Here is a 26,131-nt window from a genome sequence, read left to right as displayed (position 1 = left end):
GCCATGTTCTCCAGAATCCTCACAGTTGCCGGACAGGAGATCCGTATCGGCATCCGCAATCGGTGGATCCTGCTTGCCGCGATGATCCTGGCCGTGTTCTCGCTGGCGCTCGCCCTGCTCGGCTCGGCACCCGCGGGAACCCTCGGCGTCGACCGGCTGACCATCACCGTTGCCTCGCTGGCCAGCCTGTCGGTCTATCTTGTGCCGCTCATTGCACTACTGCTTGCCTTCGACGCGATCTGCGGCGAGATCGAACGCGGTACCTTGCTGATGACACTGTCCTGCCCCATCTCCCGCGTCGAATTTCTGATCGGCAAGGCCGTCGGCCATACACTGGTTCTCGCATTTGCCCTGGTCATCGGCTACGGACTGACGGCAGGATTGCTTGTGGCAGCGGGCTACGGCTCTCTCTCGGGGCTTGCGGATTTTGTCCGGCTAATCGCGACCTCGGTCCTGCTCGGGGTCTGCTTTCTGGCGACAGGTTATGTGCTGAGCTCGCTGACGCGCCAGTCACGCACCGCGGCGGCAGCTTCGGTGGCTGTCTGGCTGATGATGGTCGTCCTGTATGACCTTGCGCTCCTGGGCGCGCTCGTTGCCAATCCCAGCGGTGTCTTCGCGTCCGACGTTTTCCCCTATGCCATCCTGCTCAACCCGGCCGACGCCTTCCGCCTGTTCAACCTGGCGGCTCTCGGTGCAAGCGATCTGGTGGGCGGCATGGCCGGGGTGGCAGACGCCCTGCCCTTCGATCCCCTGCTCGCCCTTGGCTCGCTGACCGTGTTTGCCGGTCTGGCCATGGCCGGTTCCGCTCTTCTGATAAAAAGGATTGCGCCATGAAACGCGCGCTCATCTCCATCTTCTTGCTCGGGTTCCTGGCTGCCTGTCAGGAAGAGGTCCAGATTGCCAAACCGGATGCAATGCATCTGACACCGGAAGCGGCCGGTCACTATTGCCAGATGACCGTTCTGGAGCATGATGGCCCCAAGGCCCAGATCCACCTGACAGGAAATCCCAATCCACTCTGGTTTACGCAAGTTCGCGACGCGGTTGCCTTCCTGCGCTCCCCCGAAGAACCGAAGGATATCGCCGCCGTTTATGTCAACGACATGGAACGGGCAGAAAGCTGGACCCAGCCGGGCACCGACAACTGGATCGACGCGGATGCAGCCTGGTTCGTCATCGGCAGCAGCGTGGCAGGCGGCATGGGTGCACCCGAGGCAATTCCATTCGGCACGCAAGGCGGAGCCGATGCCTTCGCACAGGGCAACAAGGGCAACGTCGTGCGCTTCGACGATATCCCGACAGACTATGTGTTGGGCGCCGTCGATGTGTCCGCGGCCACCTCGCTCACGATGGATGCAATGCAAGGGGCTGCGCAATGAAACAAGCCACCACCAATCAGTCTCCAGTAAACCGCCGCCGGTTCCTGCGGATCTGCGCGGCCGGTGCCGCAGGCCTTGCGCTTCCGACAGGCATCGCGATGGCCGACGGCCGTGCCAAATTGTACCGTTGGCGCGGCATCGCGCTGGGTGCCGGCGCCGAGATCGATATCCTGCATGAGAGTGCCGCCGAAGCAGAACGCCTGTTTGCCAATGTGGATGCGGAAATTCGCAGGCTGGAGGCAATCTTCAGCCTCTACCACCCGGAAAGCGAGCTGGTCCGGCTGAATACGGATGGACGGCTACCGGCACCTTCCCTTGAAATGGTCGACCTCCTCAGCCTGTGCGACAGGCTTCATGCTGCAACAGACGGGGCCTTCGACCCGACCATTCAGCCGTTGTGGGCCTATTATGCCAGGCTGGCGACCGGTGACACGGGTGGAGATCTTGCGACCGCCCGAGACCGCACGGGCTTCAGGAATGTCGTCTACGGCCCGGGCGAGATCCGGTTTGCCCGCAAGGGCATGGCCATGTCCTTCAACGGCATCGCCCAAGGCTACATCACGGACAGGGTCACTGCCCTGCTCGCCTCGAAGGGATGCACGAACATGGTGGTCGATCTCGGTGAGATCGTTACCAGAGGCGCCCCGGATGAGGGAGCTGGTCCTGATGCCGGCACTGACCACGGCTGGCCCGTAACCTTGCGGCCGGTGCCGGAACGCCCAGATGCGGACACCAGGATCCGGCTGTCCGATGCCGCAGTCGCCAGCTCCGCACGGCTCGGCACCACCTTCGATCAGACGGGCCACCGCTCGCACATCATCGATCCCCGAACCGGCCTGCCGGTTGAAGGCGGACTGGATGGCGCAAGCGTCATTGCGCCTGCGGCGGCACTCGCCGATGGCCTGTCGACGGCTGCCCTTGTTGCTGGAGAGAAAAACCTCGGCAAAGCCCTTGCCGAGTTTCCGGCAACCAGAGCCTTCGTTGTGCAGCGCGATGGTTCGACCGGGTGGTTGGACGCCTGAGAAGAGCTTCTATCTGCGGTGCAGGGGGCGCAGGGCGGTCCAGGTAACGATCGCCCAGAAACCCGTTCTGAAGATCAGTGCCGCGAGAGTGCGCGTCTCATAGGGACCGCCTTGCGACACATAGACCAGGAAAGCGCACAGAACGACCGCCGTCCCGAGCAAGGTCGCGATGGCCGTCCAGCAGGCCCACCCTCTGCCAAACCAGAGCCCGATGCCGGTGGCGACATAAACAAAGCCCGCCAGAAAATTGAACCACAGCACAAACCTGACGACGTTGCCCGCCCATTGGGACAGCCGATCGCCGCCAAAGAGGACGGTTCCACCACTCAGCACCGTCATGAGGCCGAAAACAACGGCAGCCGCACCCGCGATACGCAGGCCCATTCCTTGACGCAGTTCCCTTTGCATCCGCATGCTCCGTTTCCCGATCGAGATAGTATCAATTTGCCGGCGGCGGTTTTCCATCTGCTTCGTCCATCAGTCGCCGCACCCATTTTGCCGCAAACCAGGTAGCTGGTAAGCCGAGTGGCAAACTGAGCCAGATCGACATGACAGGCGACAGGGCCGGCAAACCGACAGCCTGCCCCATCAGGCTCAGCATGAAGAGATTGATGGCAACCGCAGCAGCCGTGAACGGATAGAGCAAGATCACAAGTTTGCGCACCGGCCAGCCGGTTTCGATCTGGGTCACGCCGCCAGTTCCTCCCGGTTGGCACTCTCAAGCGCACAGGCGATGAGTTTCGGCATGAATGGCGCCTCGATCAGAGGAGCAAGGCGCAGGCCTTCGAAACCGGCCCCGTCGAGGGCTTCCGGAATGTCCTGGGTCACGTGGAGCCCGTTGCCGGCAAAAAGAGGTAACAGAATGGTTCTCATGCCGCAGCTGGCGGCGGTATTTTCCAGGAACGGCACTTCTTCCAGGAACCCCATCCGGATCGGTCTCTCCGGCAGCCATTCGGCGAGACCTGCAGCGAACCGGATGGTGCTTTGTGCGGTTGACCGGCAAGTTGCCGAACCATGGGCTGCCAGCAGCAGTTCGTAGCCGGATGCGTTCCAGTGGATTCTTTCAGCCGTCATTTCCAGAAAGCGCGCCGTCAAGCGGGGCAACTCGGGATGGATGCCGAGCGCAGGCAATTGCCGGGCGCCGGTTCCCTTCAGCCTTCCCGTCAAAGCGGTCTGCGTAAACCAGCCCTCGGCCATGAAGACCGGAAAAACAAGCGGCTCAGGCCCGGCAAGGTCCAGGGCACGATCAAGAGCATCAGGCGCGGCCAACGTGGCCGAACGAATGGACCAGCCGGGCAGGAATTCGCGGACCTGCTGCGCAAGTGCGCGTAAATACGCTTCACCTGCCTGCGGGTGTGACGGCTGGCCGTGCGAGACGAGGATCGCCTCAATGGCTCGTTCCTTCCGAAAAAGTGATCTTGTTCCAGACATTGTACTTCCCTGAAGGTTTGCGCATGGGCAGACGCCGGACCTCTTCCAGAGTGGTGGCGTCATAGACAATCACCGCGCCGTCATCCTCCCAGACGGAGACAAGGGCGTAGCGGCCATCCTTCGTGAATTCGACATGGGCGACCGTTGCACCTTCGACCGGCTTCAGCGTCTTGACGATTTCCAGGCTTTCCTTGTCGATCACATGGATCTCGTCCTTGTTCGGGCCGAAGAAGACATCGGCCCAGAAATAGGGTGTGTTCTCGTGGCTGCGCAGGAAAAAACCGGGGCCGTCCGTCTTGATCGTTGCGATCTGTTTCCAGGTTTCGGTGTCAATGACCGACAGCTTGCCTTCTTTCAGATGCGGGGTTGCCATGACCCTGTGGCCGTCCCGTTCCCAACTGATGCCGGACCCGAGATGCGGCATGCCTTCCAGCGGCAGTTCGGCAATTTCGCGGCCGACATTCAGGTTGACGACCACGCCGCGCGCACCGTCGCGCGAAGCCCCGACGAGATGCCGGTAATCATCATCGAAAAAGAAGTCGTCAAGCGGTTCTGCGGTCAGGATTCTCCGGCGGGCAAAGAGCCCTTCGGACGAAGGCAAAGCTTCGACCATGCCTTTTTCCCGACTGTGCACGAACCCTTCGTAGACCGGGTCTGCATCGGGATCGGTGGCAACTTCCCAGATTTCCGGAGCATCCTTCAAGGCAAGGATGAAGCTCTTTCGGTTGGGGGCCTGATAGACCGCCGAAACGCGACTTGCGGTGCCGTCCTTGGCAGTCACGTCCATCACGGTTGCGACCGAAAGGTCTTCGGTCGACAGGATCGTCAGCGTCATCGGCAGGTAGTTGGCAACTGCCAGCCACTTGCCGTCATGGCTCATCGCAATGTTGCGGCTGTTGAGCCCTGCCCGGACCCGGCCAACCTCCTGAAGCGCGTAGAGATCGTATTTCTGGACCCAGCCATCACGCGACATGATGAAGACATAGCGCCCGTCCGGCGAGAATTTCGGCCCGCCATGGACTGCAAACGGCGTTGCGAACCTGTCGAGCGTCTCGAAGGTGTCGCCATCGAGAACGCTGACATGATGATCGCCCGTTTCGACGACCAGGGTGATGTTCATCGGGTCGGACTGCCAGACAGGCGTTTCGACGGGCTGGTAGTCCTCGTTGATCACCAGGCTGGCGGCGATGTCCGTTTCGGTCCAGTCCGGAACCTCGCTCAGTGGTTCTTTCAAAAAGGCGGCCAGGGCCTCGATCTGCTCATCGTTCAGTATATCGGCAAACGCCGGCATCTGTGTCGCCTTGCGTCCGTCGCGAATGACTGTATCGAGATCCGGTCCGCGCATGCGGCCCAAGGTTTCCGGGATCAGAGCTGGTCCGACACCGCCGAGACGGCCGGCACCGTGACAGTCCTGACAATTGTCTGCATAGTCCTGCGCGGGGCCTGCGACCGACAGCGAAGTCAGCAGCAGGAGCGCGCTAAGCGAAGCGGTGAGCCGGATCATGGCGTTTTCCTCGGAACGGGGTCACGGCCAGGCGGTCACCGCCGGCACCGGCAAGCCCGATTTCGTCGTCGTTGAGATAACAGGCAGGGTCTTCGGCCCAGGGATCACCGGTCAGTTGCAGCGCGCGGATACGGGTATTGCCCCCGCACACATCCTTGAAGGCACAAGCGCCACACCGCCCCTTTAGCGGGCGGGGCCTCGTCCGAAGCCGCGCCAGCATCGGATCCGCTCCCGTCCACAGGTCGGAGAAGGGAACGGTCTTCACACTGCCGATGGTGTAGTCGGACCAATAGGTATCCGGATGCACGTTGCCAAGCGTGTCGATGTTGGCAACGCCGAGACCGGAAGAGTTGCCACCCCAGGCGGCGAGATGATCGCGCACGTGGGCAGTGGTGTCAGGCCCAAAGTTCCGGTCCACCCACTCCAGGAAATAAACCGCGTCGGCATCATTGTTGCCGGTAACGATATCGAGTGGTCTGCCACCGCTGACACCTTGCCATGCCCGGTCCATCAACACATCCATTGCCCACCTGGAGCGCATGTGTTCGGCGTCTTCACCGCGGTGCTTGTCACCCCGGCCGGCATATACGAGATGGGACAGGTAAAACTTGTCGACGCCCTCATCGTCGCAAAGGCGCAGAAGATCAGGCAGGCTCTCGTGGTTGCCCTCCGTCAGGGTGAAGCGAAGCCCGACCTTGATGCCGCGTGCCTTGCATTCGCGAACGCCCCGCAGAGCAGATTGAAAAGCGCCTTCAACACCGCGAAACCAGTCGTTGGTGGAGCCGATCCCGTCAATGGATATGCCCACATAATCAAAGCCGATTTCTGCCACCTTGTCGGCAGTTTCGCCGTGCAGCCTGGTGCCATTGGTCGACAGGGCCAGCATGCGCACAAGGCTTCTGGCCCGCCCGGCAATCTCAAACAGGTCTTTCCGGTCCAGCGGTTCACCCCCGGACAGGATCAGGGCGGGAATGCCGAAGCGTCCAAGATCCTCCAGGGTCGCCATGGCCTGGTCGTGGGTCAACTCGCCTGGAAAATCGACGTCCGCCGACACCGTATAGCAATGCCGGCATTTCAGGTTACAGCGCCGGGTGAGGTTCCAGATCACCACCGGCTTGACCGCGCCGTTTCCACGGCGGGTCCGCACAGGCGTCGGGTCAATGATCTGGTGCATGTATTCCGAGAGGCGGAACATCGTTCAGCCCTCCTTGCCGCGCAGGCGCATGCCCGTCTTTTTCAGGATGCGCGTTGAAAACAGGATGTCACTGGCGCGGCAGGCCTTGCCCAGCAGGCTGGAGATCTCCGACCGTTTGGCGATCACTTCGTCGCGGGTTTCTCCATGAACCATGGCAAAGAGATTGTAGGGCCAGTCCGGCAGCACCCGGGGTCGGCGGTAGCAATGCGTGACGAACGGCAGGACGCCTATCTTTTCGCCGAGACTGTCGACCACCGCATCATCGACGTCCCAGACGGTCATGCCGTTGGCGGTCATGCCCAGACGATAGTGATTTGGAGCAGCGCCAATTCGCCGGATGATACCCTGCGCCTTCAGGTGCTTCAGGCGCTCGATCAGGTCCGCTTCGCTCAGTCCCAGGCTTTCGGCAACGACAGCATAGGGTCTGGTGACCAGCGGCAATCCGGCCTGCGTGGCTTCGACGATCGTTCGGTCCTGGGGAGTCAAGGTCATGCGTTCACCCGAAATCCTATGAAAAACTCGCGTTCCTTCGGAAACAGAAGCACCGGCAAACCTGTGTCGCGCTCGATTGCTTCGGCTGTTGCCGAAATTGCGGCCTGACTTTCCGTTGCCAGGACGAACCACATGTTCAGCTTGTGATCCCGTTCATAGTTATGGGCGACCTCGGGGTAGGCATTGACTTTGGTTAAGACCTCTTCAAATCTCTCCGGCGGCACAGCAATGGCGCAGAGGCAAAAAGCGCCGCCCAAGGCTTCCGCATCGAAAAACGGACCGAACCTCGTCAGCAAGCCGTCGTCGCGCAAGGTCCGGATATGTCCGGCAACCTCCTCTTCACTCAGGTCCAGCTCCTGCGCCAGTTCCTGAAAGGGTTGCGGGACCAGTGGCAGATCGTCCTGCAGACGGTTGATCAGGGTCCGTTCGAGAGGAGACAGGTCCCGGGTCATGCCGCAACTCCCTGGCGAGAGATCATTGCACCTGTCTGCTTGAAGCAGCGGGTGGAGAAGAGAACGTCATGTCTCACGTCCGCGACCTCCGGCAGGCGTGATGCCTGGATGAGGACTTCCAATGCCTGCGACCGGCTCCGGCCGTGGATCATGCAGTAAAGGCGATAGGGCCAGACGCCCGCTACGGGCCGACGTTCATAACACAGGGTCACCCCCGGATGCGCCGCAAGAGCCGGGCCCGCCGAGGTGATCCGGTCCGGCTCGATATCCCAGACGACCATGGCGTTCGCGCGCCACCCCAGGGCACGGTGACGCACAATCACGCCAAATCGGGAAATTATGCCCGCCTCGAGCAGATCCGCGATCCTATCCAGTATGGACTCTTCCGTCCGGCCGAGGTCCTCCGCAATACGCAGGTAAGGCCGCCGACAAAGGGGCAATCCCGTGGTCAGAGCCTGCAGGAGGTCATCGTCACCCTCCTGCAGTCGCTCCAACCGGACCGGCCGGGGCACTGGTGGCCGGCCCAGGCCGCCGTTCAAGCTGAAGCCTAGGTCTATGTTGAACGGACGGATGATCGGGAGATCCAGAACGGCAAGCTTCGTCTGTTCCCGAATGGTGTCCAGAACCCTGTCGACGTGGTCACGGTCAGGTCCGGTGGCAACAAACCAGAGATTCCGGTAATTCTCCCGCAGGTAGGAATGATTGATGCCCGGCTGAGCACCGACAATTCCGGCAACGTCTTCAATGCGGTCGTGCGGCACCGACATGGCCGCAAGCGTGCTCGCCGAAACCGTGTTCGGCGCGCAGGTGGCCCCGACACGGGTGATCCGGCCGGTCGCGGCCATATCTTTCAACCGCCCGATAACGTCATCCTCGGGGCAGTTCGTAGCTGCGGCGATGATTTCGAAAGGTCTCGGCACCAACGGAAAGTCCCGTTGCCAGCTGTCGAGAAGGTTCAGGTCGATCGGATGGATGAGGTTTGTCATGGCTCACAACCCCGTCCTGTGCGCCCGCGCGGTAAAGAAGATGCCTGATGGGCTGTCGGCGTCGATTTCGCCTGTCTTTTCGAAGGTTCGGGTGTCGTAGATCATGACCTTACCGGCATCGCGCACCGAGACCCAGACCTCGTTGCCACGCGGCGTGAATTCCATGTGCAGGACGGCAGGGCCGGGTTTGAACTCGTGCACCACCTGCTTCGTGACCGTGTCGATCACCTGGATGGTGTCATTGAGCGGATGTGCGAAGTTTACCCAGACCTGGCGGCCATCAGGTCTCGCCATGGCAAAGACCGGCTGGCCATGGGTTCTGGTGCGTCCGGTTTCGGCGAGCGTGTCTCCGTCGACCCACAGAACCTCGTGGTGCCCGACGGCAGGCAGGACAAACTCCTGGCCGGCACGTGCCCAGCCTTCCAGATGCGGCATCTTGTAGACCGGCAGTTCCGCTTCGCCGCGGCCGTATCCGGGCAAAACCCGGATCGGCTCGGGATTTTCCTGCCACAGGTCGAGTGCGGTCAGTCCGTCTTCGCCGAACAGGCCGGTGATGTAGAGACGGCCGTCACCGGTGATCAGGGCATCATAGGGGTTGGTGCCCATGCCGGTGATCCTGGTAATTTTCGGTTCTTCGGTGTTGAGATCCGCAATCCAGGTTTCGCCCGCATCCCACAGGGTGAAGACAAAGCGTTTGCCGGGCGCATCGACAAGACCGATTGTCTTCGAGCCCGTCGGAATATCTGCCACCATCTCCAGCGTCTGGGCATCGAAGATGCGCACGCCACCGGGCTCATAATTTGAAACGGCAACCAGCGAGCCGTCGTCCGAAATGGCTCCGCCGATGGCGTTTCCGGATTGTAAAACGCGCTTTGCTATCCGTTTCTCGACAAGGTCGACCTTGGAAAGGCCACCATCACGCCCGAAGACATAGGCAAAGCGTTCGTCCGGCGAATAGACCAGGCTGGCGTGGGACAGATCGCCAAGGCCCTCGATCCGTGTCAGGGACGCGCGGTCGGACTGGTCGACCAGCAACAGCGACCCGCTCCCCCGTTCGACGACGAGACCGAGATCGCCAGTGGCAACGACCGACTGCGCTTGAGCGGTGCCGGTCAACATGGCCGCCAGTACGGCTCCGTATAGCCACTTCATTTCGTGTCTCCCTTCAAAAGGTATTCGGCAATTTTCCTCGCGTCGGCCTCGCTCAGGATCGGACGCCAGGGAGGCATTGCCGTTTTCGGGATGCCGTCCAGAACCACTGTGGACAGGGTGTCGATGTCGTAGTGGCCAAGTGCGTCGGGCCGAATATCCGGACCGAGTCCGCCTTTCAGCGTCATGCCGTGGCATGACCCGCAGTCCTGGCGCACCAGATTGACCAGCGCCGCCGGAGTACCCTGTTCTTCGGCCAGCGCAAGGCTGGTGATGGCCAGAAGACAAAAGGCAATCGTGAGCAACGTCTTAAGCATGGACAAGCCTTCCGGCCGTGCCGCTGTCGACGGCACTGAGCATGGCGTCAAAGGTTGTTGCCGGCCATTCGGCACTCAGGGTCACGACCTTGCCGACTACAAACAGCACAGGTGCCTTGAGCCTGGCGTCGCGAACATCGATCGCGATCCTGTCGAGTTCGGAATAGAGCCTGGTTTCCCGCGGCGTCGTCGCGTTTGCGATGGCAAGTACGGGGGTTGTCCCGCTCAGTCCCTCTGCAATCAGGCGCAGGGCAATCTGCCCGATGTTGGCAACGCCCATGTAAACAACCAGCGTGGTGTCTTCGCAGGCGAGGCTTTTCCAATCGAGATCGAGAACCCCGTTCGCCTGCCGGTGACCGGTCACGTAGCGAACTCCGGTTGCCAGACCGCGATGGGTGAGTGGCACACCCGTGACACAGGCCGCGCCCTGGGCGGCGGTAATGCCTGGCGCGTATTCGACCGCAATTCCACGTGACATCAGGTGTTCGGCTTCTTCCGAGCCTCGGCCAAAAATCAGCGGATCGCCGCCTTTCAGGCGGGCGACAGTCATGCCTTCCAGGGCCAGTTCTTCCAGGATCTCGTTGATCCTCTCCTGCGGAACCGGATGATTGTCGGGTGATTTTCCTACCGGGACCTGCAGGGCGGTGTGCGGTGCCAGCGACAGGATTTCCGGCGAAACCAGCCGGTCGAATACAACGGCATCCGCTTCCTGGAGCATACGCAGGGCCTTGAGTGTCAGAAGCTCCGGGTCTCCGGGGCCTGCTCCGATCAGATAGACCTTACCTGGCTGTTTCATCGTTTGCTCCTGCAGGCGGTATGGAAGAAAGAAAAAGGGAGAGGCGGTGGTCCGCCTCTCCCGGCGGGACGTCAGTAGACGTCGGCGCGCGTGTTGAAGACGTTGAACTTGCCGGTCGGTGTGATCAGCCGTTCATCCTTGATGACGTGCTTCAATTCGAGCGTCTTGTCGTCAACGACGACGATCGCGCTTTCCTTGTCCTTGGCATTCCAGACGGAGAACCAGATTTCCTCGCCCGCCTGGTCGAATTCGCCCTGAACGACACGGGGCTGGCCTTCGCCGACATCCGCCCATTCGACAATCGGCAGGACCTTGAATTCAGGTTCTTCCTGCGTCAGGTCGTCGACGTTGAACACCGCGATGGCTCCCGAAATTTCCGCATCCGGGTTCAAGGGCGCATCCACGTAGAGATGGTTCGACTTCGGATGGGACTTGACGAAGAGGGAACCGCCACCGAGCCCGTAGAGGGTCTGTACGACCTTCCAGGCGTTGTCCGGATGGCCTTCGGGATCCGTGCCGATCAGGGCAACGGTTTCATCGCCGAGGTGCGAAGTGACCCAGACAGGACCGTAGGTCGGGTGGATCAGGTTGGCACCACGCCCCGGGTGAGGTGTCTGACCGCCGGTTTCAAGCAAGGCCGTCAGCTTGCCTTCCTTGGTGTCGACGACCGCGACCTTGCCGCGGGCATTGGCAGCCACGAGGAAGTAACGCTTGGTGCTGTCGAACCCGCCGTCGTGGAGGAAGCGTTCGGCTTCGATCTCGGTCGTCTTCAGATTCTTGATGTCTGAATAGTCGACCAGAAGGATCTTGCCGGTTTCCTTCACGTTGACGATGAATTCCGGGTTGTAGTGCGACGCCACGATGGACGCGACACGCGGCTCGGGATGGTAGGTCTGATCATCATAGACCATGCCGCGGGTGGACTTGATCTTGAGTGGCTCCAGAGTGTCGCCGTCCATGATCACGTATTGCGGCGGCCAGTAGGAGCCGGCGATCGCATACTTGTCTTCCCAACCCTTCATTTTTGAAGTTTCGATGGAGCGGGCTTCGGTGCCGACCTTGATCTGCGCCACTGTTGCCGGCTCTTCCATCCACAGGTCGATCATGTTCACAAGCGCATCGCGGCCGATCACGTAAAGATAGCGCCCGGAGGCGGAAATACGCGAAATATGAACCGCATAACCGGTGTTTATCACCGCATGTATGGCGTAGGTTTCACCGTCGATCAGAGCGACCTGACCGCTGTCGCGCAGCGTGACCGAGAAGAGATTATCGATGTCGATATCGTTCATCTTCTCTTTCGGACGATCTTCCGGCGCAACCAGAACCTTCCAGCTCTTGCGCATTTCGTCCATACCGAATTCAGGCGGTGACGCCGGTTCCAGCAGGATATAGCGAGCCATCATGTCGACCTGTTCTTCGGTCAGTTCGCCCGAAGTACCCCAGTTCGGCATACCGGCAGGCGAGCCGTAGGTAATGAAGTCCCGCAGATACTCGTAGCCGTTTTCCCGCGTGATATCCGTGGTCAGCGGCTTGCCGGTTGCGCCCTTGCGCAAAACGCCGTGACAACCGGCGCAGCGTTCGAAATAGATCTGGTTTGCATTCTGGTATTCGTCAGGCGTCATTACCGGATCGCCTTCCTTGCGCCCCGGAATCTCGACCTTCAGCTGGCCGAGTGTTGACATGCTGGGTTCATAGGCAGCCGAAGGACCACTGCCGTGGTCCGCCGGCTTGTCCTGGGCAGAAACGCCGACTGCCGACAGTCCGAGTGTGAAAGCCACACTCATCAGCAGCGCATTTCTCCGAATGGCTCGTGTCGAGATCATGATTAGTCTCCGTTCGACTGGTGAGGCAGTCGGACGGTGCGCGCAGGCAGGGTCTACTTCCTTGACTTTCGTTAACTTGAAATTTTCAGACAGGTTTGATCTGCGCTGTTCACCAGTAACGCCGGCAGAACCTTATTCTTATAAGTACATGCTTTCATTGAATGAATAAGCGCCTTACCCTCTGCAAAACGACACAATTGTCGCAGGGGTCTTGCACTTTAGGGCTGCATCCGGCGCTTCGTCCTTCCCTCTTGTCCATGAATTGCACTGTCCTCAGCACGGCATTCAGGTCCACTTGACTTTGGTTAAGGAAAAGCGGCTGCGCGCTGTCACCCTCCCGGCAGGATCAACTCCGGGGAAAGGAGCGCGCTATGCGCGAAGTCATGACCAAAAGCATGGCCCGAAACATATTCTATGGCGGGTCGCTTTTTTTCATCATCATCTTTGTGGGGCTGTCGGTGCACAGTCACCTTTACATCACCAGCACATCGACAGACGCGGCGACGCTGACCGACAGCGTTGCCGCAGGCAAACGGGTCTGGGAAGACAAGGCCTGCATCAATTGTCACACGATCCTGGGCGAAGGTGCCTATTTCGCACCCGAAGTCGGCAACGTGATGACCCGTTGGGGCGTGCTTGACGATCCTGACCTGGCTTTCGAGACCCTGAAAGGATGGATGGAATCCCAGCCCTCCGGCATCGAAGGCCGCCGCCAGATGCCGCAGTTCCACCTGACGGACGAAGAGATCCGCGATCTCACCAACTTCCTGATCTGGACAGACAAGATCGACGCCCAGGACTGGCCGCCGAACGACGCCGGCTGATTTTGAACGCTGAGGAAACCCAAGATGAAATACCAATCTCAAAAGGTCGCCCTGGCGTATTTCGCCGTGGCAATGGGCCTGTTCGCCGTCCAGGTTCTGGGCGGGCTGCTCGCAGGCTACATCTATGTGGCGCCGAACTTTCTGTCGGAGCTGCTCCCCTTCAACATCGTGCGGATGCTGCACACCAACAGCCTGATCGTCTGGCTTCTGCTCGGGTTCATGGGCTCTGCCTATTTCCTGATCCCCGAAGAAGCGGAACGGGAAATCCATTCCACCAAGCTTGCTTACTTGCAGCTCATCATCCTGGTGGTCGGCACGCTCGGCGTTGTTCTCACCTATGTCTTCAACCTGTTTGAAGGCAACTGGCTGCTGGGCAAGGAAGGCCGCGAGTTCATCGAGCAGCCCAAATGGGTCAAGGTCGGCATCGTCGTTGCCGCGCTGATCTTCCTGTTCAACATCACCATGACGGTGCTGAAAGGCAAGAAGACCGCGATCACCAACATCCTGCTTCTGGGCCTGTGGGGTCTGGCACTCCTGTTCCTGTTCAGTTTCTACAATCCGAGCAATCTCTCGCTCGACAAACAGTACTGGTGGAACATCGTGCACCTGTGGGTCGAAGGTGTCTGGGAACTGATCATGGCCTCGGTCCTTGCCTACCTGATGCTCAAACTGACAGGCGTCGACCGCGAAGTCATCGAAAAATGGCTCTATGTCATCGTCGCTGCCGCGCTGTTCTCCGGCATCCTGGGCACCGGTCACCACTATTACTGGATCGGCACTCCCGGATACTGGCAGTGGATCGGCTCGATCTTCTCCTCACTGGAGGTGATCCCCTTCTTCGCCATGATGGCCTTCGCCTTCGTCATGGTCTGGAAGGGCCGCCGCGACCACCCCAACAAGGCCGCGCTGCTGTGGTCGCTCGGTTGCGCCACGCTTGCCTTCTTCGGCGCCGGCGTCTGGGGCTTCCTGCATACCCTGCATGGCGTGAACTACTACACCCACGGCACGCAGATCACTGCCGCCCACGGACACCTGGCCTTCTTCGGCGCCTATGTTTCCCTGAACCTGGCAATCATTACCTACGCCATGCCCCTTCTGCGTGGCCGGGACCCCTACAACCAGGTGCTCAACATGGTGTCCTTCTGGCTGATGGCCGGCGGCATGTCCTTCATGACCTTCGTCCTGACGTTCGCCGGAACGGTGCAAACCCACCTGCAGCGTGTCATGGGCGAATACTACATGGACGTTCAGGACCAGCTGGCCGTGTTCTACTGGATGCGGTTCGGGGCAGGCGCAGCCTTCGTACTCGGTGCCCTCCTGTTCATCTACGCAGTTGCGGTCCCGCGCCGCGAAGTCATCCAACCGGGTGAAGCAGCCGGCGCACCGGCGGAGTGATGGACATGGAAGCAAGTGTCTCCAGCAAAAAGGGGGCGGCATCCGCCCCCTTCTACCTCTCGCAAGGCGACGAATGCGACGTCTTCGAAGCCGCGCACAGGAACGGCCTGCCGGTTCTGCTGAAAGGCCCAACTGGCTGCGGCAAGACCCGTTTCGTCGCCCACATGGCGGCAAAACTCGGCCGCAAGCTTTATACGGTCGCCTGTCATGACGACCTCGCCGCCGCCGACCTGATCGGCCGGTATCTTCTCAAGGGCGGCGAGACGGTCTGGATGGACGGACCGCTGACCCGGGCCGTAAGGGAGGGTGCAATCTGCTATCTCGACGAGGTTGTGGAAGCCCGCAAGGATGTGACTGTCGTGCTGCATCCTCTTACGGATGATCGCCGGACCCTGCCGATCGACAGGACCGGCGAGGAACTGGTGGCAGTACCGGGCTTCATGCTCGTCGCATCCTACAATCCCGGCTACCAGAACATCCTGAAGACCCTGAAACCGTCGACCCGACAGCGTTTCCTCTCGCTTGAATTCGATTTCCCGCCAATGGATCTGGAAACCGAAGTCGTTTGCGAGGAAAGCGGCCTCGACCGCGACCGGACCGCCGCGCTGGTGCGTCTGGCCGGAAAACTCAGGGCGCTGAAAGGCCAGGATCTTGAGGAAGGCGTGTCGACCCGGCTGGTCGTCTATGCAGCAACACTGATTGCCCAGGGCATGCCTGTCGGAAGGGCGATCGAAGCCGCAATGATCGAACCGCTGACCGACGATGAAGACGTGAAACGCGGGCTCCTTGATCTTGTCACGGCCGTGTTTGGGTGAGGCCAGACCGATGGGCAAGATCGACATCGAGCCATGGGAACCCGAGGAAACCATCGGGAAACTGTGGCACGCGTTTGCAAGCCGCCTGGATGCGCCCGAGGTGCATCATGGAGCCGCGGTCGGCCTCGATGAGGTCGGCGGGCGGCTTGCTGTCCTTTTCCGGGGACTGGGGGGAGCTCACAGTGTCGAGCTTCGTCCGGTCGCCCAGGAGGTTTCGCGCCACCGCCTCGGATTTCTGAGGCGGCTCGGCACGGAAGCCGAAACCGTGACGCGAACCAGTTTCGATGGAGAAATCCTGAGACTGCCGGCGAGCCTTGCGGTGTTCCCGTCGCGGGAGGCGAATGCAGCCCTCTATGTCTGGTTAACGGCGCTGGCGGCACATGCACCTGCCCATGTCGCCGAAACGGACCCGCTCCGGGCGGATCTGCAGTCCCTCGGGGCAATATCCGCCATGGTTCGGGACACACTTGACCAGGCTCCAGGCTTGCGGGACCTCTACACCGCCCTTTGCCAACAGGTGCTGGTGGCAAGACCAAAAGCCGCCTTGCCGGAGATGGAAGCAAGGGTCGACAGGCTCGTGCGTCATTTGTTGGGCGACCCTGGAACTCCTGCCCCCGATGTCCTGGACCTGCAGGAACGGATCGACCGAAAGTCATTCGAGGATGTGTCCGCCCCGCGTGGATACCGTCCTTTCCGGCCGGTGCCGCTCTGGCCGGACCTCAGAGAAGTTGTGTTTTCCGCGGGAGATGAAGTCGACAGCCGAGAGACAGACGGTCCTCCAGAGGAAGCGACCGGCAAGACAGTGCGCGCCCGCAGGCGCAAGGCAGACCAGGCAGAACGCAAGGACAGCCTGATCCTGCACAAATTCGAAGCCATTCTCAGCTGGGCAGAGTTTCTCAATCTCAATCGCCGTGTCGATGACGACGATCATGACAGCGCCAAGAAGGCGGCTGACGATCAGGAGGAGATCGGCCTTGGCCAGATCTCAAAGGCACCGGCAACCCGTCTGAAGCTGCATCTTGACCTGGCTCCGGAAGATGTCGACCGCGAAAGACTGTCCGGACGGCATCTCTACCCGGAGTGGGACACACGCAGTGGCCGCTATCTGGCGGACCACGTCTGCGTTCTGACCAGCACTGCGGAAGCCGATCCGGAAAAGGGATCTGCCGGAATGGATGACGTCGCAAAACGGCGCATCCGCTCGGTGAAGAAACAGTTCGAAGCCCTCCGGCCAGGCCGGGTAACGACACGCGGACACCTGGAAGGCGACGGACTGGATCTTGATGCCGCGGTGCGCTCCGAAGCGGAGCGGATGGCAGGTGGCACCGGCTCGGAACGGATCTGGCTGCAGACCCGTCCGGAAGCGCGTGATCTTGCGGTTTCCATCCTGCTTGACGTGTCTCGTTCGACCGAGAGCGCCGTCACCGGACGCGCCGTGATCGATATCGAACGGGAAGCCTTGACCGCTCTTGCCTGGGGTCTGAATGCCTGCGGGGATGATTTCGCCATTACCGCTTTCTCATCCCTGAAACGGCAACGCGTGTACCTTCAGTCCTGCAAGGGCTTCAACGAACCGATGAGTGCCCTTGTCGAACAGAGGATCGGCACGCTGCGGCCCGGCTTCTACACGCGTCTGGGGGCGGCCATTCGTCATGTGACCACTGACCTGGCGGCCCAGTCGCGCAAACGCAAACTTCTTCTGGTAATCACCGACGGCAAACCCAACGATCTCGATCATTACGAAGGACGGCACGGCATCGAAGACACCAGGATGGCGGTTCGCGAAGCCCGGCGCGCAGGCCAATCCGTCTTTGGGGTCACCATCGACAAATCGGCAAAGTCCTGGTTCCCGCGGCTGTTCGGGCAAGGCGGTTTTGCCGTGATCCCGCATCCGGACAGGCTGACACAGGCCTTGCCGCAGATTTACCGCCAGATTGTCGGAGGCTAGAGCCGCGGATGCACGCTCCGTCACCGAAGCCGGACCAGCACGACGCAGGTATCCTCGACGAGTTGCCCGGGGAACTGTTGATGTGGGTGCTCATCATCAGTGAACTGCTGGTCTTCGGGGCCGGGCTTGCCGCCTTCATGGGCGTCAGGATATCCGATCCGGACGGTTTTGCCGCAGCAAGGGCCCACCTCGATCCGGCACTCGCCGGCATCAACACGATCGTGCTGATCACCAGCGGCTTTCTGGCCGCCCGGAGCCTTGAGCTTCGGCTCAAGTTAAAGCGGACGGCCGCCCGTTTGCACCTGACCGGCGCCATGGCTCTCGGCTGTGTGTTCCTCGCCATCAAGGTGCAGGAATATGCAACCAAAGCTGCGGAAGGGATCTCCACGGAGACCCATCCCTTCTTCATGTTCTATTACCTGCTCACAGGGTTCCACGCAGCTCATGTGCTCGCGGGGATCGTTGTGCTGGGTCTGGTGGCGTGGAAAGACGAACCTCGCACCATCGAAACAGGAACCGCCTTCTGGCATATGGTCGATCTCATCTGGGTGCTGCTGTTCCCGGTGATTTATGTCCTGGGATAGCGAAAGATGACCCTTCCTTCCATATCGCTCGCCTGGATCGCGCTTTTGGGCCTGTCGGCCGCCACCGTTCTGGTGACAACAGGCGGGACCGGTCATTTCAGTCCGGGTCTTTTTGGCGGGCTGCTGTTGCTGCTGGCCTTTATCAAGGCGCGGATCATCCTGTCCCGGTATCTCGGGCTATGGCAGGCACCGGTCTGGCTGTCCGGGTTCAGTTGGGTGATCGGGTTTTATTGCCTGCTGTTGCTGGCGCTTTACGTTGCCCCCGGGTTCAGCTCCTGAAAGCTTCGGCCAACTGGTGTGGAAGCTCGAATTCGGCAAGCACCCGCGCACGTGCGTCTTCCGACATCTTCCGTGCCGTTTTCTGCACGATATCAAGCACCTTGGCGTCCTCGTGTTTGGCGGCAAAGGGGGCGAAATACCATTTCAGGAACACAAAGCAGATCACGTTTTCCAGGGCCTGCACATCCGCTTCCCGCTTGAGACCTTCCTTGCGCAGCATCTTCGCCGCCACCTCGATCTCTTCCGGTGAATAGCCTGCCTCTGCCATGATTTCACCGACGCGTTCCGCATGGTGACGGGCCTGATCCCGGCGCCAGGCGTGATAGCCGGCCTTGCCTTCCGGGTAGGTCTGGCGCGGTGTGATCCAGCGTTCGATATGCTGGCCCCTGGCGGCTATCTTCAACGGATCTGCCGCCTCCGGATAGAGCCGCTCCAGCTCATCGCTCATTCTTTGCCCATACAGCAAGGCCGCTGGCTTGCCATCTTCATGGTTGGGGTCGGCAGCGTTCGCGATGTCGATAGCCGCTAGAGCAGTTTCCAGTTTCATCGTCAGCCCTTCGTCCAGGCGTCCACGGGATCTTCTTCGGAGAAGGCCCGCAGCCGTTCGATATCCTTGATTTCCGCATGATTTCGATTTATGCGGACACCCGCAGATTTCAACCGGGCAAAGGAGCGCGACAGGCTTTCCGGCTTCATGCCGAGGCGGCCCGCGATCAGGAACTTGTCGTAAGGCAGGGTCACTTCGCAGCTACCACTTTCCTGCTCGCACAATTCCAGCAAGAACTCGGCGACCCTTTGCGGTCCGGTTTGCGCCTTCAGCTGCTCCAGTTGTGACACCAGGGAATGCAGGTGAATAAAGGTCGACGCCACCACGGAAACCGCGATGTCCGGGTCCTTGCGCATGGCCTCCAGAATGGCCGTGCTGGGTATGCGCATGACTTCGCAAGCCGTCACCGCCTCCGCCGACACCGGATAGGCAAGCCCGCGAAACGCAACCGCTTCGCCGAAGCTTTCACCCTTGGCAAAGACATTCACCACCGCCTCGCCGCCATTGGGGGCAATCCGGTACAGCTTGACCCAGCCGTCCATGACGATGTGGATTGCCTGCGCTGTTTCGCCATGCAGGAACAGCGTTTCGCCGCGGTCGTAGGTCCGCCAGCTCGACATCCCCAGCACCATGTCGCAGATCTCCTGCGGGAAGCTTTTGAGAAGCAGGGAGTTCTGGGCAATTTTCCGCTGGCGGTCGGTGGGCATCGGTCAAGGTCCTGCTCAAGTGCTTTGCAAGAACGTCTAGCCTGACCTAGGGACTTTGCACAATAGCAAGCTCGGGACATCGACGGATTCTTGCCTTTCTTGACTATTGTCATTCAACCTGCCCTGCCCCGCATCTAGCGTCTACCGGACACTTGAGAAAGCGGGGACGTCATGGACTATCAAGCCTTTTTCAAAAGCCGCCTTGCGAACCTGAAGGATGCCGGGAACTACCGCGTCTTCATCGACCTCCAGCGCAAGCGCGGCAATTTTCCGGAAGCCAAGTGGACCAGCGGGGACGGCACAAAGGATGTCGCGATCTGGTGCTCCAACGATTACCTCGGCATGGGTCAGCACCCGAAGGTTCTGGCGGCAATGCATGAAGCAGTCGACCGCTGCGGTGCAGGAGCAGGCGGTACCCGCAATATTTCCGGGACAACGCACGATCACGTCCTGTTGGAAGCCGAACTTGCCGACCTGCACGGCAAGGAAGCCGCTCTGGTGTTCACGTCCGGTTATGTTTCCAACTGGGCAGCACTCGGCACGCTCGCTTCACAGATCCCCGAGTGCATTGTTTTTTCCGACAGCCTGAACCATGCCTCGATGATCGAGGGCATCCGCCATTCGCGTGCGGAAAAAGTGATTTGGAAACACAACGACCTGGGGGACCTTGAGGCGAAACTGCGTGCGGCCGACCCGGCAAAACCGAAGCTGATCGCCTTTGAAAGCGTCTACTCCATGGATGGGGACATCGCACCCATTGCGCAGATCTGCGACCTTGCCGACCAATATGGCGCCATGACCTATCTGGACGAAGTCCATGCCGTCGGCCTTTATGGCCCGCGCGGTGGCGGTATTGCAGAACGGGAAGGCGTGATGGATCGCCTGACCGTGATCGAAGGGACACTTGGCAAGGCGTTCGGCGTTGTCGGCGGATATATCGCGGCCTCTGCCGAGCTATGCGACTTCGTGCGGAGTTTCGCCAGTGGCTTTATCTTCACCACCGCTCTTCCCCCCGCCATCGCGGCGGCGGCAACGGCGTCAATCCGGCATCTGAAGCAAAGCTCGGTGGAGCGAGAGGCCCACCAGGCCATTGTCGCCCAGGTCCGGCGGCGTCTCGACACACTCGGCATTCCGCATGTCGACAATCCAAGCCATATCATCCCGGTCATCGTCGGCAATCCGGCCAAGTGCAAATTCCTGTCGGACACGCTTCTGGAGGATTTCGGCATCTACATCCAGCCGATCAATTATCCGACCGTTCCCAGGGGAACCGAGCGACTTCGGATCACTCCCTCGCCTGTTCACACGTCCGGCGATGTCGACCGGCTGGTCTGCGCGCTGCATGCGCTTTGGGCGCAATGCCAATTGGCAAGACAGCCCGTTGCCGCCGAATAGCCGAGGGTCTGCTTGACGGATGTCAAGGATGTGAAGTGCGATCACCGGCTTTCTGACCTCGCACCATCAGCATGACCTTGTCCGTCCGACCAAGAGGCCTGGGGACGGACCGGTCAGGCCGGGCAAACCTGGTTTGCCCGGCCACCAAAACAAAACACTGAGGCCGCCTCCCGGCCAAACTGCCGGCAAGGTGCCGGCAGCAGGAAAGGAAACATCATGAGAAAGACACTCACCTGCCTCGTCACGCTAGCAGGTCTCCTTGCGGCCGCTCCTGCCTGGGCCGACGGCGACGCGGCTTCCGGAGAAAAGATCTTCAAGAAATGCAAGGCATGCCATGCTGTTGGCGACGGCGCCAAGAACAAGGTTGGTCCGGCGCTCAACGGCATTGTCGGAGCTCCCGCGGGCCAGGTCGAAGGCTACAAATATTCCGCCAGCATGACCGAGAAGGCCGAAGGCGGACTGGTCTGGGACGAAGAAACCCTGACAGCCTATCTGCACAAACCCAAGGATGTTGTCCCCAAGACGAAAATGTCCTTTGCCGGACTGCGCAAGGACGAGGAAATTGCCGATATCATCGCCTACCTGAAGACATTTCAATAGGCTAATATACCCCCTCCTGCCGGACTCGCGCCGTAAATTCCGGCGCGGTCCGCCCACCGCCGGTCCCGTAGACACTACGTGGGGTCAAAAGCCAGATGCCGATGGTGCGGCGCCCGCCGAATTTTTCCTGAGATCCCCCAGGCTTTCCGACAGCCGCGTCGTGATGGTCTTCATCACGTCGGGAGCGTCTCTGTCTACGCCATAGACAAACCCCGGAAAGTCGAGCGGTTTCTGGATCTCCCAGATGGCCTCATGCTGGTCCGGGGATAAAATCCGGGCCGGGTCACCAACAGCGACCCATCCGATCGGCACGGTCGATCCGGGTTCCAGACACGAGCGCAGGTGAACCGTGCCGTTGACGCGGATTTCCGATCCACGCGCTACCCGTGCACCGTGGAACACGGCAGCTCCCGTCGCAATGAAGACTTCATCTTCGATTTCAGCGCCGACAACATGTGAGTTCGGCCCGATCAGACAATGGTCTCCAATCTCGCAGTCGTGCCGGTCCGTTGCACGGATAACCGCATTTTCCAGCACGATACAGTTCCGTCCTATGCGGATTGTGCCACCGCCTTCCGCCACCAGCCGCGCACCGTTCATGATCCTGCTGCCTGCGCCAATCGCGACACGGCCCGCGACCGTCGCATCCTGCGCAATCCACGCATCCGCGTCGATGAGCGGTGACGTGGTGTCTGTAAACGTACTCAAGGCTTATCCTCCGCTGTCTCGATTTCGCTGGCTTTGCAACCGATCGGGCAAATGTCAGCACTGCAAAGGTCGTGTTCGCACAGCCGGCAGGTGGTTCTGGCAAAGGATCGCGAGGTCGTCGCCTCTTGCAGGATCCTGTCCAGCAGCGAGACGAAGTGTTGCCGGTCGGCCTCGGGCAGCGCACCGAGCAATCCGTCCATGGCCACCAAGCGGCGTGCCTGCAGAGCTTCGGCCGCTTCATGGCCGGCTTTTGTCAGCCTGAGCGGCGTGACACGGCCGACCGGCTCGCCACGGAGGATCAGCGCCTGCCGCTCCAACCCGTCTATCAGCCTGACGGCGGTCGGCTGGCTGACGCCGACGACCACCGCAATTTCGCTTGTCGTGAGCCCCGGCTTGAAGTGAAGCATCGACAAGACAGCCGCCGCACTCGGTGACAACGGCCCCAGCGCCGCATCAGTCCGGTCGCGGATCAATGTGCCAAGGGCACCGAGTTTGTTGGCATCCAATAATTGCATAGCCTATGCATATTTAAATTCAGAGATTTGTCAATGGACGTTTGGGAAACCGTCGGCAATCTCGTTCGGACGCAAGCCTTTTGACTGAAGAGCAGGCCAATACAGGTCGCCTTAGAAGGCAGTTTCACGGACCGGCGGCCAACGCGTGGTGCCTATTTCGGTTCCCTGGGCGCGGGTTCCAGCATCACGCAGTCGAGAACTTCCTGGCTCAAAGGCCCCTGCCCGACCGCTCGTGAAAGAACAAGTGCCCCAACCATGCCGGTGATCAGCCGAATTGCCTCACAGCGGGACTGGGCACTGTCTGGACGGGTGTCGGTCAGAAGGGAAATGGACTTCTCTACAGCTTCACAAAACGCATCCTGGAGACCTTTGCCATGACGCGGGGCTTCCGCCGCCAATGCGGCGTAAGTGCAGCCTTCGTCGGGCCTGTCGACATGCTCCCGGGACAGATACCATGTACGCAGTGCCTTCAGCGGATCGTCCCGATGCTCATCGAGAACGCTTTGCCAGGCCTTGAGATTATCCTCCAGAGCCTGCTCCGTGGCCTCTGCAATGATGGCGTCCTTGCCTGCAAACTGCTTGTAGAAACCGCCCTGCGTCAGCCCGGCGGCATTCATCAGTCCGGCGATTCCGATCCCGTCATAGCCATGTTCGCGAAACTGCCTGCTCGCGGTCTTCACGACATTCTCACGGTTCCTGGCCGCCGTTTCCCTGCTGACGCGCATTCTCACCTCCTCTGATTGGTGGAATTCTAATTCGGATTACGACCCAAATCTATTCTTGATTTTATAAATTATGTTCGTAATCTAAAATCAATAGCCAGCCAGGAGATATCCATGCCCGAACCCGATCCGATAGTTGTCTGTGCCGCCAGACGGACACCCCTTGGTGCCTTCATGGGAACCTTGAGCCCTTTGGCCGCTCCCCAGCTTGCTGCCTCGGCGATTGAGGCCGCGCTTGTCGATGCGGGAGCCGGACGAGACAGGATCAGTGAAGTTCTGATGGGCTGCGTTCTTCCTGCCGGCCAGGGGCAGGCCCCGGCGCGGCAGGCGGCGCGTGCAGCCGGTCTTGCCGATCACACGGGCGCGACCACACTCAACAAGGTCTGCGGATCCGGCATGAAGGCGATCATGCTGGCGCATGACCTCCTGACATCCAGATCGGCGGACGTCGTTGTTGCAGGCGGCATGGAGTCAATGTCGAACGCACCATTCCTGTTGCCGCAAATGCGAGCGGGCCGAAAGTTCGGTAGAAGCGACGTTCTCGACCACATGATGCGAGACGGACTGGAGGACGCCTACGAGGCGGGCCGTCCCATGGGCTCCTTCGGCGAAGCGGCCGCCGAAAAATACGGCTTCACCCGTGCCGACCAGGACGCCTTTGCCCAGGAAACGCTGAGACGTGCACAAAAAGCGGTGACCGGAGGTGCCTTCCGGGATGAAATCATTCCTGTTGAAGTTGCCGGTCGCAAAAGCACGGCAGTTGTCGAGGACGATGAAATCCCGGGACGGGTCGATCCTGAGAAGATCCCAAGGCTTCGCGCTGCCTTTTCAGAAAATGGCACCATCACCGCCGCCAGTGCGTCAGCCAATGCGGACGGTGCTGCGGCACTGGTCCTGACCCGCATGAGCCACGCGCGAGTCAACGGGTTGACGGTCATGGCAATCGTTCGCGGCCACGCGACCCATGCGCAGGATCCGGCCTGGTACACGACGGCGCCCATCCCGGCGATCCTCAAACTAATGGACCGCACCGGCTGGTCTGCCGATGACGTCGATCTCTGGGAGATCAATGAAGCCTTCGCGGTTGTCGCGATGGCGGCCGCACACGACATCGGCATTCCGCGGGACAAGCTGAACGTTAACGGCGGTGCCTGCGCGCTCGGGCACCCGATCGGCGCGACCGGTGCGAGGCTGGTGGTCACGCTCATCCATGCCTTGAAAGCACGAGGAACCCGGCGCGGCGTCGCGGCCCTCTGCATCGGCGGTGGAGAAGCCACCGCATTGGCCGTCGAACTCATCGGCTGAACACTGTGAAACGTGGAGCGAACGCCGGCACATTTCCTCATTCTTCAAACCCACACGAGACACTCTTCATGGCTGAATTCACATTACACACGGAACAGACGGCGCCGGATCGGAGCAAACCCCTGATCGAACGGACGAAAGCAACCTTTGGCGTTCTGCCCAATCTGCATGCCGTGATGGCCGAGGCGCCCGGTCTGCTGGAAGGATATCTGGTGCTCCATCGGCTTTTTCTGGAATCGAGCTTCACCGATGAAGAAAAGACCGTTGTCTGGCAGTCGATCAACGTCGAGCACGATTGCCACTACTGCGTTCCCTCCCACACCGGAATCGCAAAACGGATGGGGATCGATGATGCCGTCTCGGACGCCTTGCGCCGCGAAACGCCATTGCCGACGCCCAAGCTTGAGGCGCTGCGCCAGTTCACGCTACAGATGGTTCGCGAGCGTGGTGTTATGAGTGACCGGCAGGTTGATGCGTTTCTGGCTGCCGGTTTTACCAGCCGGCAGGTTCTCGAAGTCGTACTGGCCGTTTCCCAGAAGGTCATGAGCAATTACACCAACAAACTGGTCAATACGCCGATCGAGCCCTACTTCGAAAAATTTGCCTGGCAACGAACGCCTGCTGCGGAGCCTGTGGCCTGAAAAGGCGACGACTGGCAGCTACCGCGCCGCTATTGCCCGGCTCATCGGGCCGGGCGATAGCGGATCGGGCAAACTTACCTGTTCAGGTGCAGGAGATTGCTCTCGGTCTCCTCATCCGAACTGTGGACCAATTGCAGATAAGGCCTGCCCTTGTGGCGGCCCAGAGCCGGACCTTGCCATGCGTCCAAGCGAACAACACCCTTGGCTTCGGGCTGATAGGCAACTTCGATCACTGTAAGTGTCCTGCTCTGTCTGCCGGCCCCGCCTATCTGCATGCTTTGCTTTTCAGACATGCCCAGAAGCGCCATTCCCGTTGAGGTCGTGATCGGCAAGGTCAGGCCGACAAGACTGTCGGCATCGTCGGGAATAACCACCCGCGTATCGGGCGCATGATCATCCACCTGGAATGTCACGCGGCTGTTCATGGTGACGACGTCTGCCGGGATATCGGCAGAAGGCACCACATGGGCCTGCGCCAGTTTTTGGCGCAGCAGGGAAACAAAGGACGTGATGGTTCGCGGGCACTGCGACATCATTCTTGTCAGGGTCGCGTGGTCCTTGCTGGTGAAGATAAATTGTTTTGGTTCGCGCATGCGA

At 60.4% G+C, this 26,131-nt stretch carries 31 protein-coding genes; 13 read left to right on the top strand and 18 right to left on the bottom strand.

The features are described from left to right. The first annotated feature begins 3 nt into the window (after positions 1-3). The 3 genes from ACYQ54_RS25875 to ACYQ54_RS25865 are packed head-to-tail and all read left to right on the top strand — an operon-like array spanning position 4 to position 2,401. On the top strand, positions 4-834 hold the full coding sequence (locus ACYQ54_RS25875; RefSeq protein WP_460087594.1) for an ABC transporter permease: 831 nt from the start codon (positions 4-6) through the stop codon (positions 832-834). Beyond that, positions 831-1,379 (top strand): nitrous oxide reductase accessory protein NosL, encoded by a 549-nt coding sequence (locus ACYQ54_RS25870; RefSeq protein ID WP_460087591.1) that lies wholly within the window; start codon positions 831-833, stop codon positions 1,377-1,379. The genes ACYQ54_RS25875 and ACYQ54_RS25870 overlap by 4 nt, the downstream gene beginning before the upstream one ends. After that, a complete protein-coding gene (locus ACYQ54_RS25865; protein ID WP_460087590.1) occupies positions 1,376-2,401 on the top strand; it encodes an FAD:protein FMN transferase in 1,026 nt (341 codons plus the stop codon). Before ACYQ54_RS25870 ends, ACYQ54_RS25865 begins: the two co-directional genes overlap by 4 nt. A 9-nt stretch (positions 2,402-2,410) precedes the next feature. Here the strand turns inward: ACYQ54_RS25865 and ACYQ54_RS25860 are convergent, their stop codons facing one another. The 12 genes from ACYQ54_RS25860 to ACYQ54_RS25805 all read right to left on the bottom strand — a co-directional run bounded on the left by ACYQ54_RS25860 (position 2,411) and on the right by ACYQ54_RS25805 (position 12,549). Continuing rightward, the gene (locus ACYQ54_RS25860) at positions 2,411-2,815 is read right to left on the bottom strand and encodes a hypothetical protein (RefSeq protein ID WP_460087589.1); all 405 of its coding nucleotides are present in this window, start codon (positions 2,813-2,815) and stop codon (positions 2,411-2,413) included. A 25-nt stretch (positions 2,816-2,840) separates the two neighbouring features. Beyond that, complete coding sequence (locus ACYQ54_RS25855) at positions 2,841-3,092, bottom strand: hypothetical protein (protein WP_460087587.1); 252 nt, start codon at positions 3,090-3,092, stop codon at positions 2,841-2,843. Continuing rightward, positions 3,089-3,832, bottom strand: a complete 744-nt coding sequence (locus tag ACYQ54_RS25850; protein WP_460087586.1) for a CbiX/SirB N-terminal domain-containing protein — start codon at positions 3,830-3,832, stop codon at positions 3,089-3,091. Before ACYQ54_RS25850 ends, ACYQ54_RS25855 begins: the two co-directional genes overlap by 4 nt. Next, on the bottom strand, positions 3,789-5,336 hold the full coding sequence (locus ACYQ54_RS25845; RefSeq protein WP_460087585.1) for a cytochrome D1 domain-containing protein: 1,548 nt from the start codon (positions 5,334-5,336) through the stop codon (positions 3,789-3,791). Before ACYQ54_RS25845 ends, ACYQ54_RS25850 begins: the two co-directional genes overlap by 44 nt. Beyond that, positions 5,311-6,531, bottom strand: coding sequence for a heme d1 biosynthesis radical SAM protein NirJ (nirJ, locus tag ACYQ54_RS25840; protein ID WP_460087583.1), 1,221 nt, complete (start codon positions 6,529-6,531; stop codon positions 5,311-5,313). Before nirJ ends, ACYQ54_RS25845 begins: the two co-directional genes overlap by 26 nt. Before the next feature lie 3 nt (positions 6,532-6,534). Next, positions 6,535-7,023 carry a siroheme decarboxylase subunit beta gene (gene ahbB, locus ACYQ54_RS25835; protein WP_460087582.1) on the bottom strand — a complete coding sequence of 163 codons (489 nt, stop codon included), beginning with the start codon at positions 7,021-7,023 and terminating at the stop codon, positions 6,535-6,537. Further along, positions 7,020-7,475, bottom strand: a complete 456-nt coding sequence (locus tag ACYQ54_RS25830; protein WP_460087581.1) for an Lrp/AsnC family transcriptional regulator — start codon at positions 7,473-7,475, stop codon at positions 7,020-7,022. Before ACYQ54_RS25830 ends, ahbB (ACYQ54_RS25835) begins: the two co-directional genes overlap by 4 nt. Beyond that, complete coding sequence (gene ahbB, locus ACYQ54_RS25825) at positions 7,472-8,461, bottom strand: siroheme decarboxylase subunit beta (RefSeq protein ID WP_460087579.1); 990 nt, start codon at positions 8,459-8,461, stop codon at positions 7,472-7,474. Before ahbB (ACYQ54_RS25825) ends, ACYQ54_RS25830 begins: the two co-directional genes overlap by 4 nt. Before the next feature lie 3 nt (positions 8,462-8,464). Continuing rightward, a complete protein-coding gene (locus ACYQ54_RS25820; RefSeq protein ID WP_460087578.1) occupies positions 8,465-9,613 on the bottom strand; it encodes a cytochrome D1 domain-containing protein in 1,149 nt (382 codons plus the stop codon). Beyond that, complete coding sequence (locus tag ACYQ54_RS25815; protein ID WP_148582428.1) at positions 9,610-9,927, bottom strand: c-type cytochrome; 318 nt, start codon at positions 9,925-9,927, stop codon at positions 9,610-9,612. The genes ACYQ54_RS25820 and ACYQ54_RS25815 overlap by 4 nt, the downstream gene beginning before the upstream one ends. After that, positions 9,920-10,723: a uroporphyrinogen-III C-methyltransferase gene (gene cobA, locus ACYQ54_RS25810; protein ID WP_460087576.1), complete on the bottom strand. Its 804-nt coding sequence runs from the start codon at positions 10,721-10,723 to the stop codon at positions 9,920-9,922. Before cobA ends, ACYQ54_RS25815 begins: the two co-directional genes overlap by 8 nt. A gap of 71 nt (positions 10,724-10,794) precedes the next feature. Next, positions 10,795-12,549, bottom strand: a complete 1,755-nt coding sequence (locus ACYQ54_RS25805) for a cytochrome D1 domain-containing protein (protein WP_460087575.1) — start codon at positions 12,547-12,549, stop codon at positions 10,795-10,797. 371 nt (positions 12,550-12,920) lie between these two features. On the opposite strand from ACYQ54_RS25805, the gene ACYQ54_RS25800 reads away from it, so the two are divergent. The 6 genes from ACYQ54_RS25800 to ACYQ54_RS25775 are packed head-to-tail and all read left to right on the top strand — an operon-like array spanning position 12,921 to position 18,394. Next, complete coding sequence (locus ACYQ54_RS25800) at positions 12,921-13,373, top strand: c-type cytochrome (protein WP_148582426.1); 453 nt, start codon at positions 12,921-12,923, stop codon at positions 13,371-13,373. A gap of 24 nt (positions 13,374-13,397) precedes the next feature. After that, on the top strand, positions 13,398-14,768 hold the full coding sequence (locus ACYQ54_RS25795; RefSeq protein ID WP_148582425.1) for a cbb3-type cytochrome c oxidase subunit I: 1,371 nt from the start codon (positions 13,398-13,400) through the stop codon (positions 14,766-14,768). A 5-nt stretch (positions 14,769-14,773) separates the two neighbouring features. Continuing rightward, positions 14,774-15,583, top strand: coding sequence for an AAA family ATPase (locus ACYQ54_RS25790; protein ID WP_460087573.1), 810 nt, complete (start codon positions 14,774-14,776; stop codon positions 15,581-15,583). Between the two features lie 10 nt (positions 15,584-15,593). Then, positions 15,594-17,531: a VWA domain-containing protein gene (locus ACYQ54_RS25785; RefSeq protein WP_460087572.1), complete on the top strand. Its 1,938-nt coding sequence runs from the start codon at positions 15,594-15,596 to the stop codon at positions 17,529-17,531. 8 nt (positions 17,532-17,539) lie between these two features. Next, positions 17,540-18,115, top strand: a complete 576-nt coding sequence (locus ACYQ54_RS25780; RefSeq protein WP_460087570.1) for a cytochrome c oxidase subunit 3 family protein — start codon at positions 17,540-17,542, stop codon at positions 18,113-18,115. A 6-nt stretch (positions 18,116-18,121) separates the two neighbouring features. Continuing rightward, entirely contained in the window at positions 18,122-18,394 is a 273-nt protein-coding gene (locus ACYQ54_RS25775) for a hypothetical protein (protein WP_460087569.1), read from the top strand. On the opposite strand, the gene ACYQ54_RS25770 is transcribed toward ACYQ54_RS25775, so the two are convergent. Beyond that, on the bottom strand, positions 18,384-18,941 hold the full coding sequence (locus ACYQ54_RS25770) for a DUF4202 domain-containing protein (RefSeq protein ID WP_460087568.1): 558 nt from the start codon (positions 18,939-18,941) through the stop codon (positions 18,384-18,386). The genes ACYQ54_RS25775 and ACYQ54_RS25770 overlap by 11 nt on opposite strands. A 2-nt stretch (positions 18,942-18,943) precedes the next feature. Beyond that, positions 18,944-19,648: a Crp/Fnr family transcriptional regulator gene (locus tag ACYQ54_RS25765; protein ID WP_330563877.1), complete on the bottom strand. Its 705-nt coding sequence runs from the start codon at positions 19,646-19,648 to the stop codon at positions 18,944-18,946. Between the two features lie 171 nt (positions 19,649-19,819). Here ACYQ54_RS25765 and hemA point away from each other — a divergent pair, with 171 nt between their 5' ends. After that, entirely contained in the window at positions 19,820-21,043 is a 1,224-nt protein-coding gene (hemA, locus tag ACYQ54_RS25760) for a 5-aminolevulinate synthase (RefSeq protein ID WP_460087566.1), read from the top strand. A 216-nt stretch (positions 21,044-21,259) separates the two neighbouring features. Beyond that, positions 21,260-21,643, top strand: coding sequence for a c-type cytochrome (locus ACYQ54_RS25755; RefSeq protein ID WP_460087565.1), 384 nt, complete (start codon positions 21,260-21,262; stop codon positions 21,641-21,643). Between the two features lie 84 nt (positions 21,644-21,727). Here the strand turns inward: ACYQ54_RS25755 and ACYQ54_RS25750 are convergent, their stop codons facing one another. The 3 genes from ACYQ54_RS25750 to ACYQ54_RS25740 all read right to left on the bottom strand — a co-directional run bounded on the left by ACYQ54_RS25750 (position 21,728) and on the right by ACYQ54_RS25740 (position 23,591). Further along, complete coding sequence (locus tag ACYQ54_RS25750) at positions 21,728-22,351, bottom strand: gamma carbonic anhydrase family protein (RefSeq protein ID WP_460087564.1); 624 nt, start codon at positions 22,349-22,351, stop codon at positions 21,728-21,730. Further along, positions 22,348-22,866 carry a MarR family winged helix-turn-helix transcriptional regulator gene (locus ACYQ54_RS25745; RefSeq protein WP_460087562.1) on the bottom strand — a complete coding sequence of 173 codons (519 nt, stop codon included), beginning with the start codon at positions 22,864-22,866 and terminating at the stop codon, positions 22,348-22,350. The genes ACYQ54_RS25750 and ACYQ54_RS25745 overlap by 4 nt, the downstream gene beginning before the upstream one ends. Positions 22,867-23,018: 152 nt before the next feature. Further along, a complete protein-coding gene (locus tag ACYQ54_RS25740; RefSeq protein ID WP_460087561.1) occupies positions 23,019-23,591 on the bottom strand; it encodes a TetR/AcrR family transcriptional regulator in 573 nt (190 codons plus the stop codon). Between the two features lie 111 nt (positions 23,592-23,702). Here ACYQ54_RS25740 and ACYQ54_RS25735 point away from each other — a divergent pair, with 111 nt between their 5' ends. After that, positions 23,703-24,893, top strand: a complete 1,191-nt coding sequence (locus ACYQ54_RS25735; RefSeq protein ID WP_460087559.1) for an acetyl-CoA C-acyltransferase — start codon at positions 23,703-23,705, stop codon at positions 24,891-24,893. Positions 24,894-24,961: 68 nt separating this feature from the next. Further along, the gene (locus ACYQ54_RS25730; RefSeq protein WP_460087558.1) at positions 24,962-25,534 is read left to right on the top strand and encodes a carboxymuconolactone decarboxylase family protein; all 573 of its coding nucleotides are present in this window, start codon (positions 24,962-24,964) and stop codon (positions 25,532-25,534) included. Positions 25,535-25,608: 74 nt separating this feature from the next. On the opposite strand, the gene ACYQ54_RS25725 is transcribed toward ACYQ54_RS25730, so the two are convergent. Further along, complete coding sequence (locus ACYQ54_RS25725; protein WP_460087557.1) at positions 25,609-26,127, bottom strand: hypothetical protein; 519 nt, start codon at positions 26,125-26,127, stop codon at positions 25,609-25,611. Positions 26,128-26,131: the final 4 nt, after the last annotated feature.

This window comes from Roseibium sp. LAB1 (assembly GCF_054658235.1).
The sequence above is the reverse complement of the archived record's forward strand: the minus strand, read 5'-3'. Positions and strand labels throughout refer to the sequence as shown.

Excerpts from the sequence above, each read along its gene's own strand:
- ACYQ54_RS25875 (WP_460087594.1), top strand. The coding sequence starts at position 4 with ATGTTCTCCAGAATCCTCACAGTTGCCGGACAGGAGATCCGTATCGGC.
- ACYQ54_RS25870 (WP_460087591.1), top strand. The coding sequence starts at position 831 with ATGAAACGCGCGCTCATCTCCATCTTCTTGCTCGGGTTCCTGGCTGCC.
- ACYQ54_RS25865 (WP_460087590.1), top strand. The coding sequence starts at position 1,376 with ATGAAACAAGCCACCACCAATCAGTCTCCAGTAAACCGCCGCCGGTTC.
- ACYQ54_RS25860 (WP_460087589.1), bottom strand. The coding sequence starts at position 2,815 with ATGCGGATGCAAAGGGAACTGCGTCAAGGAATGGGCCTGCGTATCGCG.
- ACYQ54_RS25850 (WP_460087586.1), bottom strand. The coding sequence starts at position 3,832 with ATGTCTGGAACAAGATCACTTTTTCGGAAGGAACGAGCCATTGAGGCG.
- ACYQ54_RS25845 (WP_460087585.1), bottom strand. The coding sequence starts at position 5,336 with ATGATCCGGCTCACCGCTTCGCTTAGCGCGCTCCTGCTGCTGACTTCG.
- nirJ (WP_460087583.1), bottom strand. The coding sequence starts at position 6,531 with ATGTTCCGCCTCTCGGAATACATGCACCAGATCATTGACCCGACGCCT.
- ahbB (WP_460087582.1), bottom strand. The coding sequence starts at position 7,023 with ATGACCTTGACTCCCCAGGACCGAACGATCGTCGAAGCCACGCAGGCC.
- ACYQ54_RS25830 (WP_460087581.1), bottom strand. The coding sequence starts at position 7,475 with ATGACCCGGGACCTGTCTCCTCTCGAACGGACCCTGATCAACCGTCTG.
- ahbB (WP_460087579.1), bottom strand. The coding sequence starts at position 8,461 with ATGACAAACCTCATCCATCCGATCGACCTGAACCTTCTCGACAGCTGG.
- ACYQ54_RS25820 (WP_460087578.1), bottom strand. The coding sequence starts at position 9,613 with ATGAAGTGGCTATACGGAGCCGTACTGGCGGCCATGTTGACCGGCACC.
- ACYQ54_RS25815 (WP_148582428.1), bottom strand. The coding sequence starts at position 9,927 with ATGCTTAAGACGTTGCTCACGATTGCCTTTTGTCTTCTGGCCATCACC.
- cobA (WP_460087576.1), bottom strand. The coding sequence starts at position 10,723 with ATGAAACAGCCAGGTAAGGTCTATCTGATCGGAGCAGGCCCCGGAGAC.
- ACYQ54_RS25805 (WP_460087575.1), bottom strand. The coding sequence starts at position 12,549 with ATGATCTCGACACGAGCCATTCGGAGAAATGCGCTGCTGATGAGTGTG.
- ACYQ54_RS25800 (WP_148582426.1), top strand. The coding sequence starts at position 12,921 with ATGCGCGAAGTCATGACCAAAAGCATGGCCCGAAACATATTCTATGGC.
- ACYQ54_RS25795 (WP_148582425.1), top strand. The coding sequence starts at position 13,398 with ATGAAATACCAATCTCAAAAGGTCGCCCTGGCGTATTTCGCCGTGGCA.
- ACYQ54_RS25790 (WP_460087573.1), top strand. The coding sequence starts at position 14,774 with ATGGAAGCAAGTGTCTCCAGCAAAAAGGGGGCGGCATCCGCCCCCTTC.
- ACYQ54_RS25785 (WP_460087572.1), top strand. The coding sequence starts at position 15,594 with ATGGGCAAGATCGACATCGAGCCATGGGAACCCGAGGAAACCATCGGG.
- ACYQ54_RS25780 (WP_460087570.1), top strand. The coding sequence starts at position 17,540 with ATGCACGCTCCGTCACCGAAGCCGGACCAGCACGACGCAGGTATCCTC.
- ACYQ54_RS25775 (WP_460087569.1), top strand. The coding sequence starts at position 18,122 with ATGACCCTTCCTTCCATATCGCTCGCCTGGATCGCGCTTTTGGGCCTG.
- ACYQ54_RS25770 (WP_460087568.1), bottom strand. The coding sequence starts at position 18,941 with ATGAAACTGGAAACTGCTCTAGCGGCTATCGACATCGCGAACGCTGCC.
- ACYQ54_RS25765 (WP_330563877.1), bottom strand. The coding sequence starts at position 19,648 with ATGCCCACCGACCGCCAGCGGAAAATTGCCCAGAACTCCCTGCTTCTC.
- hemA (WP_460087566.1), top strand. The coding sequence starts at position 19,820 with ATGGACTATCAAGCCTTTTTCAAAAGCCGCCTTGCGAACCTGAAGGAT.
- ACYQ54_RS25755 (WP_460087565.1), top strand. The coding sequence starts at position 21,260 with ATGAGAAAGACACTCACCTGCCTCGTCACGCTAGCAGGTCTCCTTGCG.
- ACYQ54_RS25745 (WP_460087562.1), bottom strand. The coding sequence starts at position 22,866 with ATGCAATTATTGGATGCCAACAAACTCGGTGCCCTTGGCACATTGATC.
- ACYQ54_RS25740 (WP_460087561.1), bottom strand. The coding sequence starts at position 23,591 with ATGCGCGTCAGCAGGGAAACGGCGGCCAGGAACCGTGAGAATGTCGTG.
- ACYQ54_RS25735 (WP_460087559.1), top strand. The coding sequence starts at position 23,703 with ATGCCCGAACCCGATCCGATAGTTGTCTGTGCCGCCAGACGGACACCC.
- ACYQ54_RS25730 (WP_460087558.1), top strand. The coding sequence starts at position 24,962 with ATGGCTGAATTCACATTACACACGGAACAGACGGCGCCGGATCGGAGC.
- ACYQ54_RS25725 (WP_460087557.1), bottom strand. The coding sequence starts at position 26,127 with ATGCGCGAACCAAAACAATTTATCTTCACCAGCAAGGACCACGCGACC.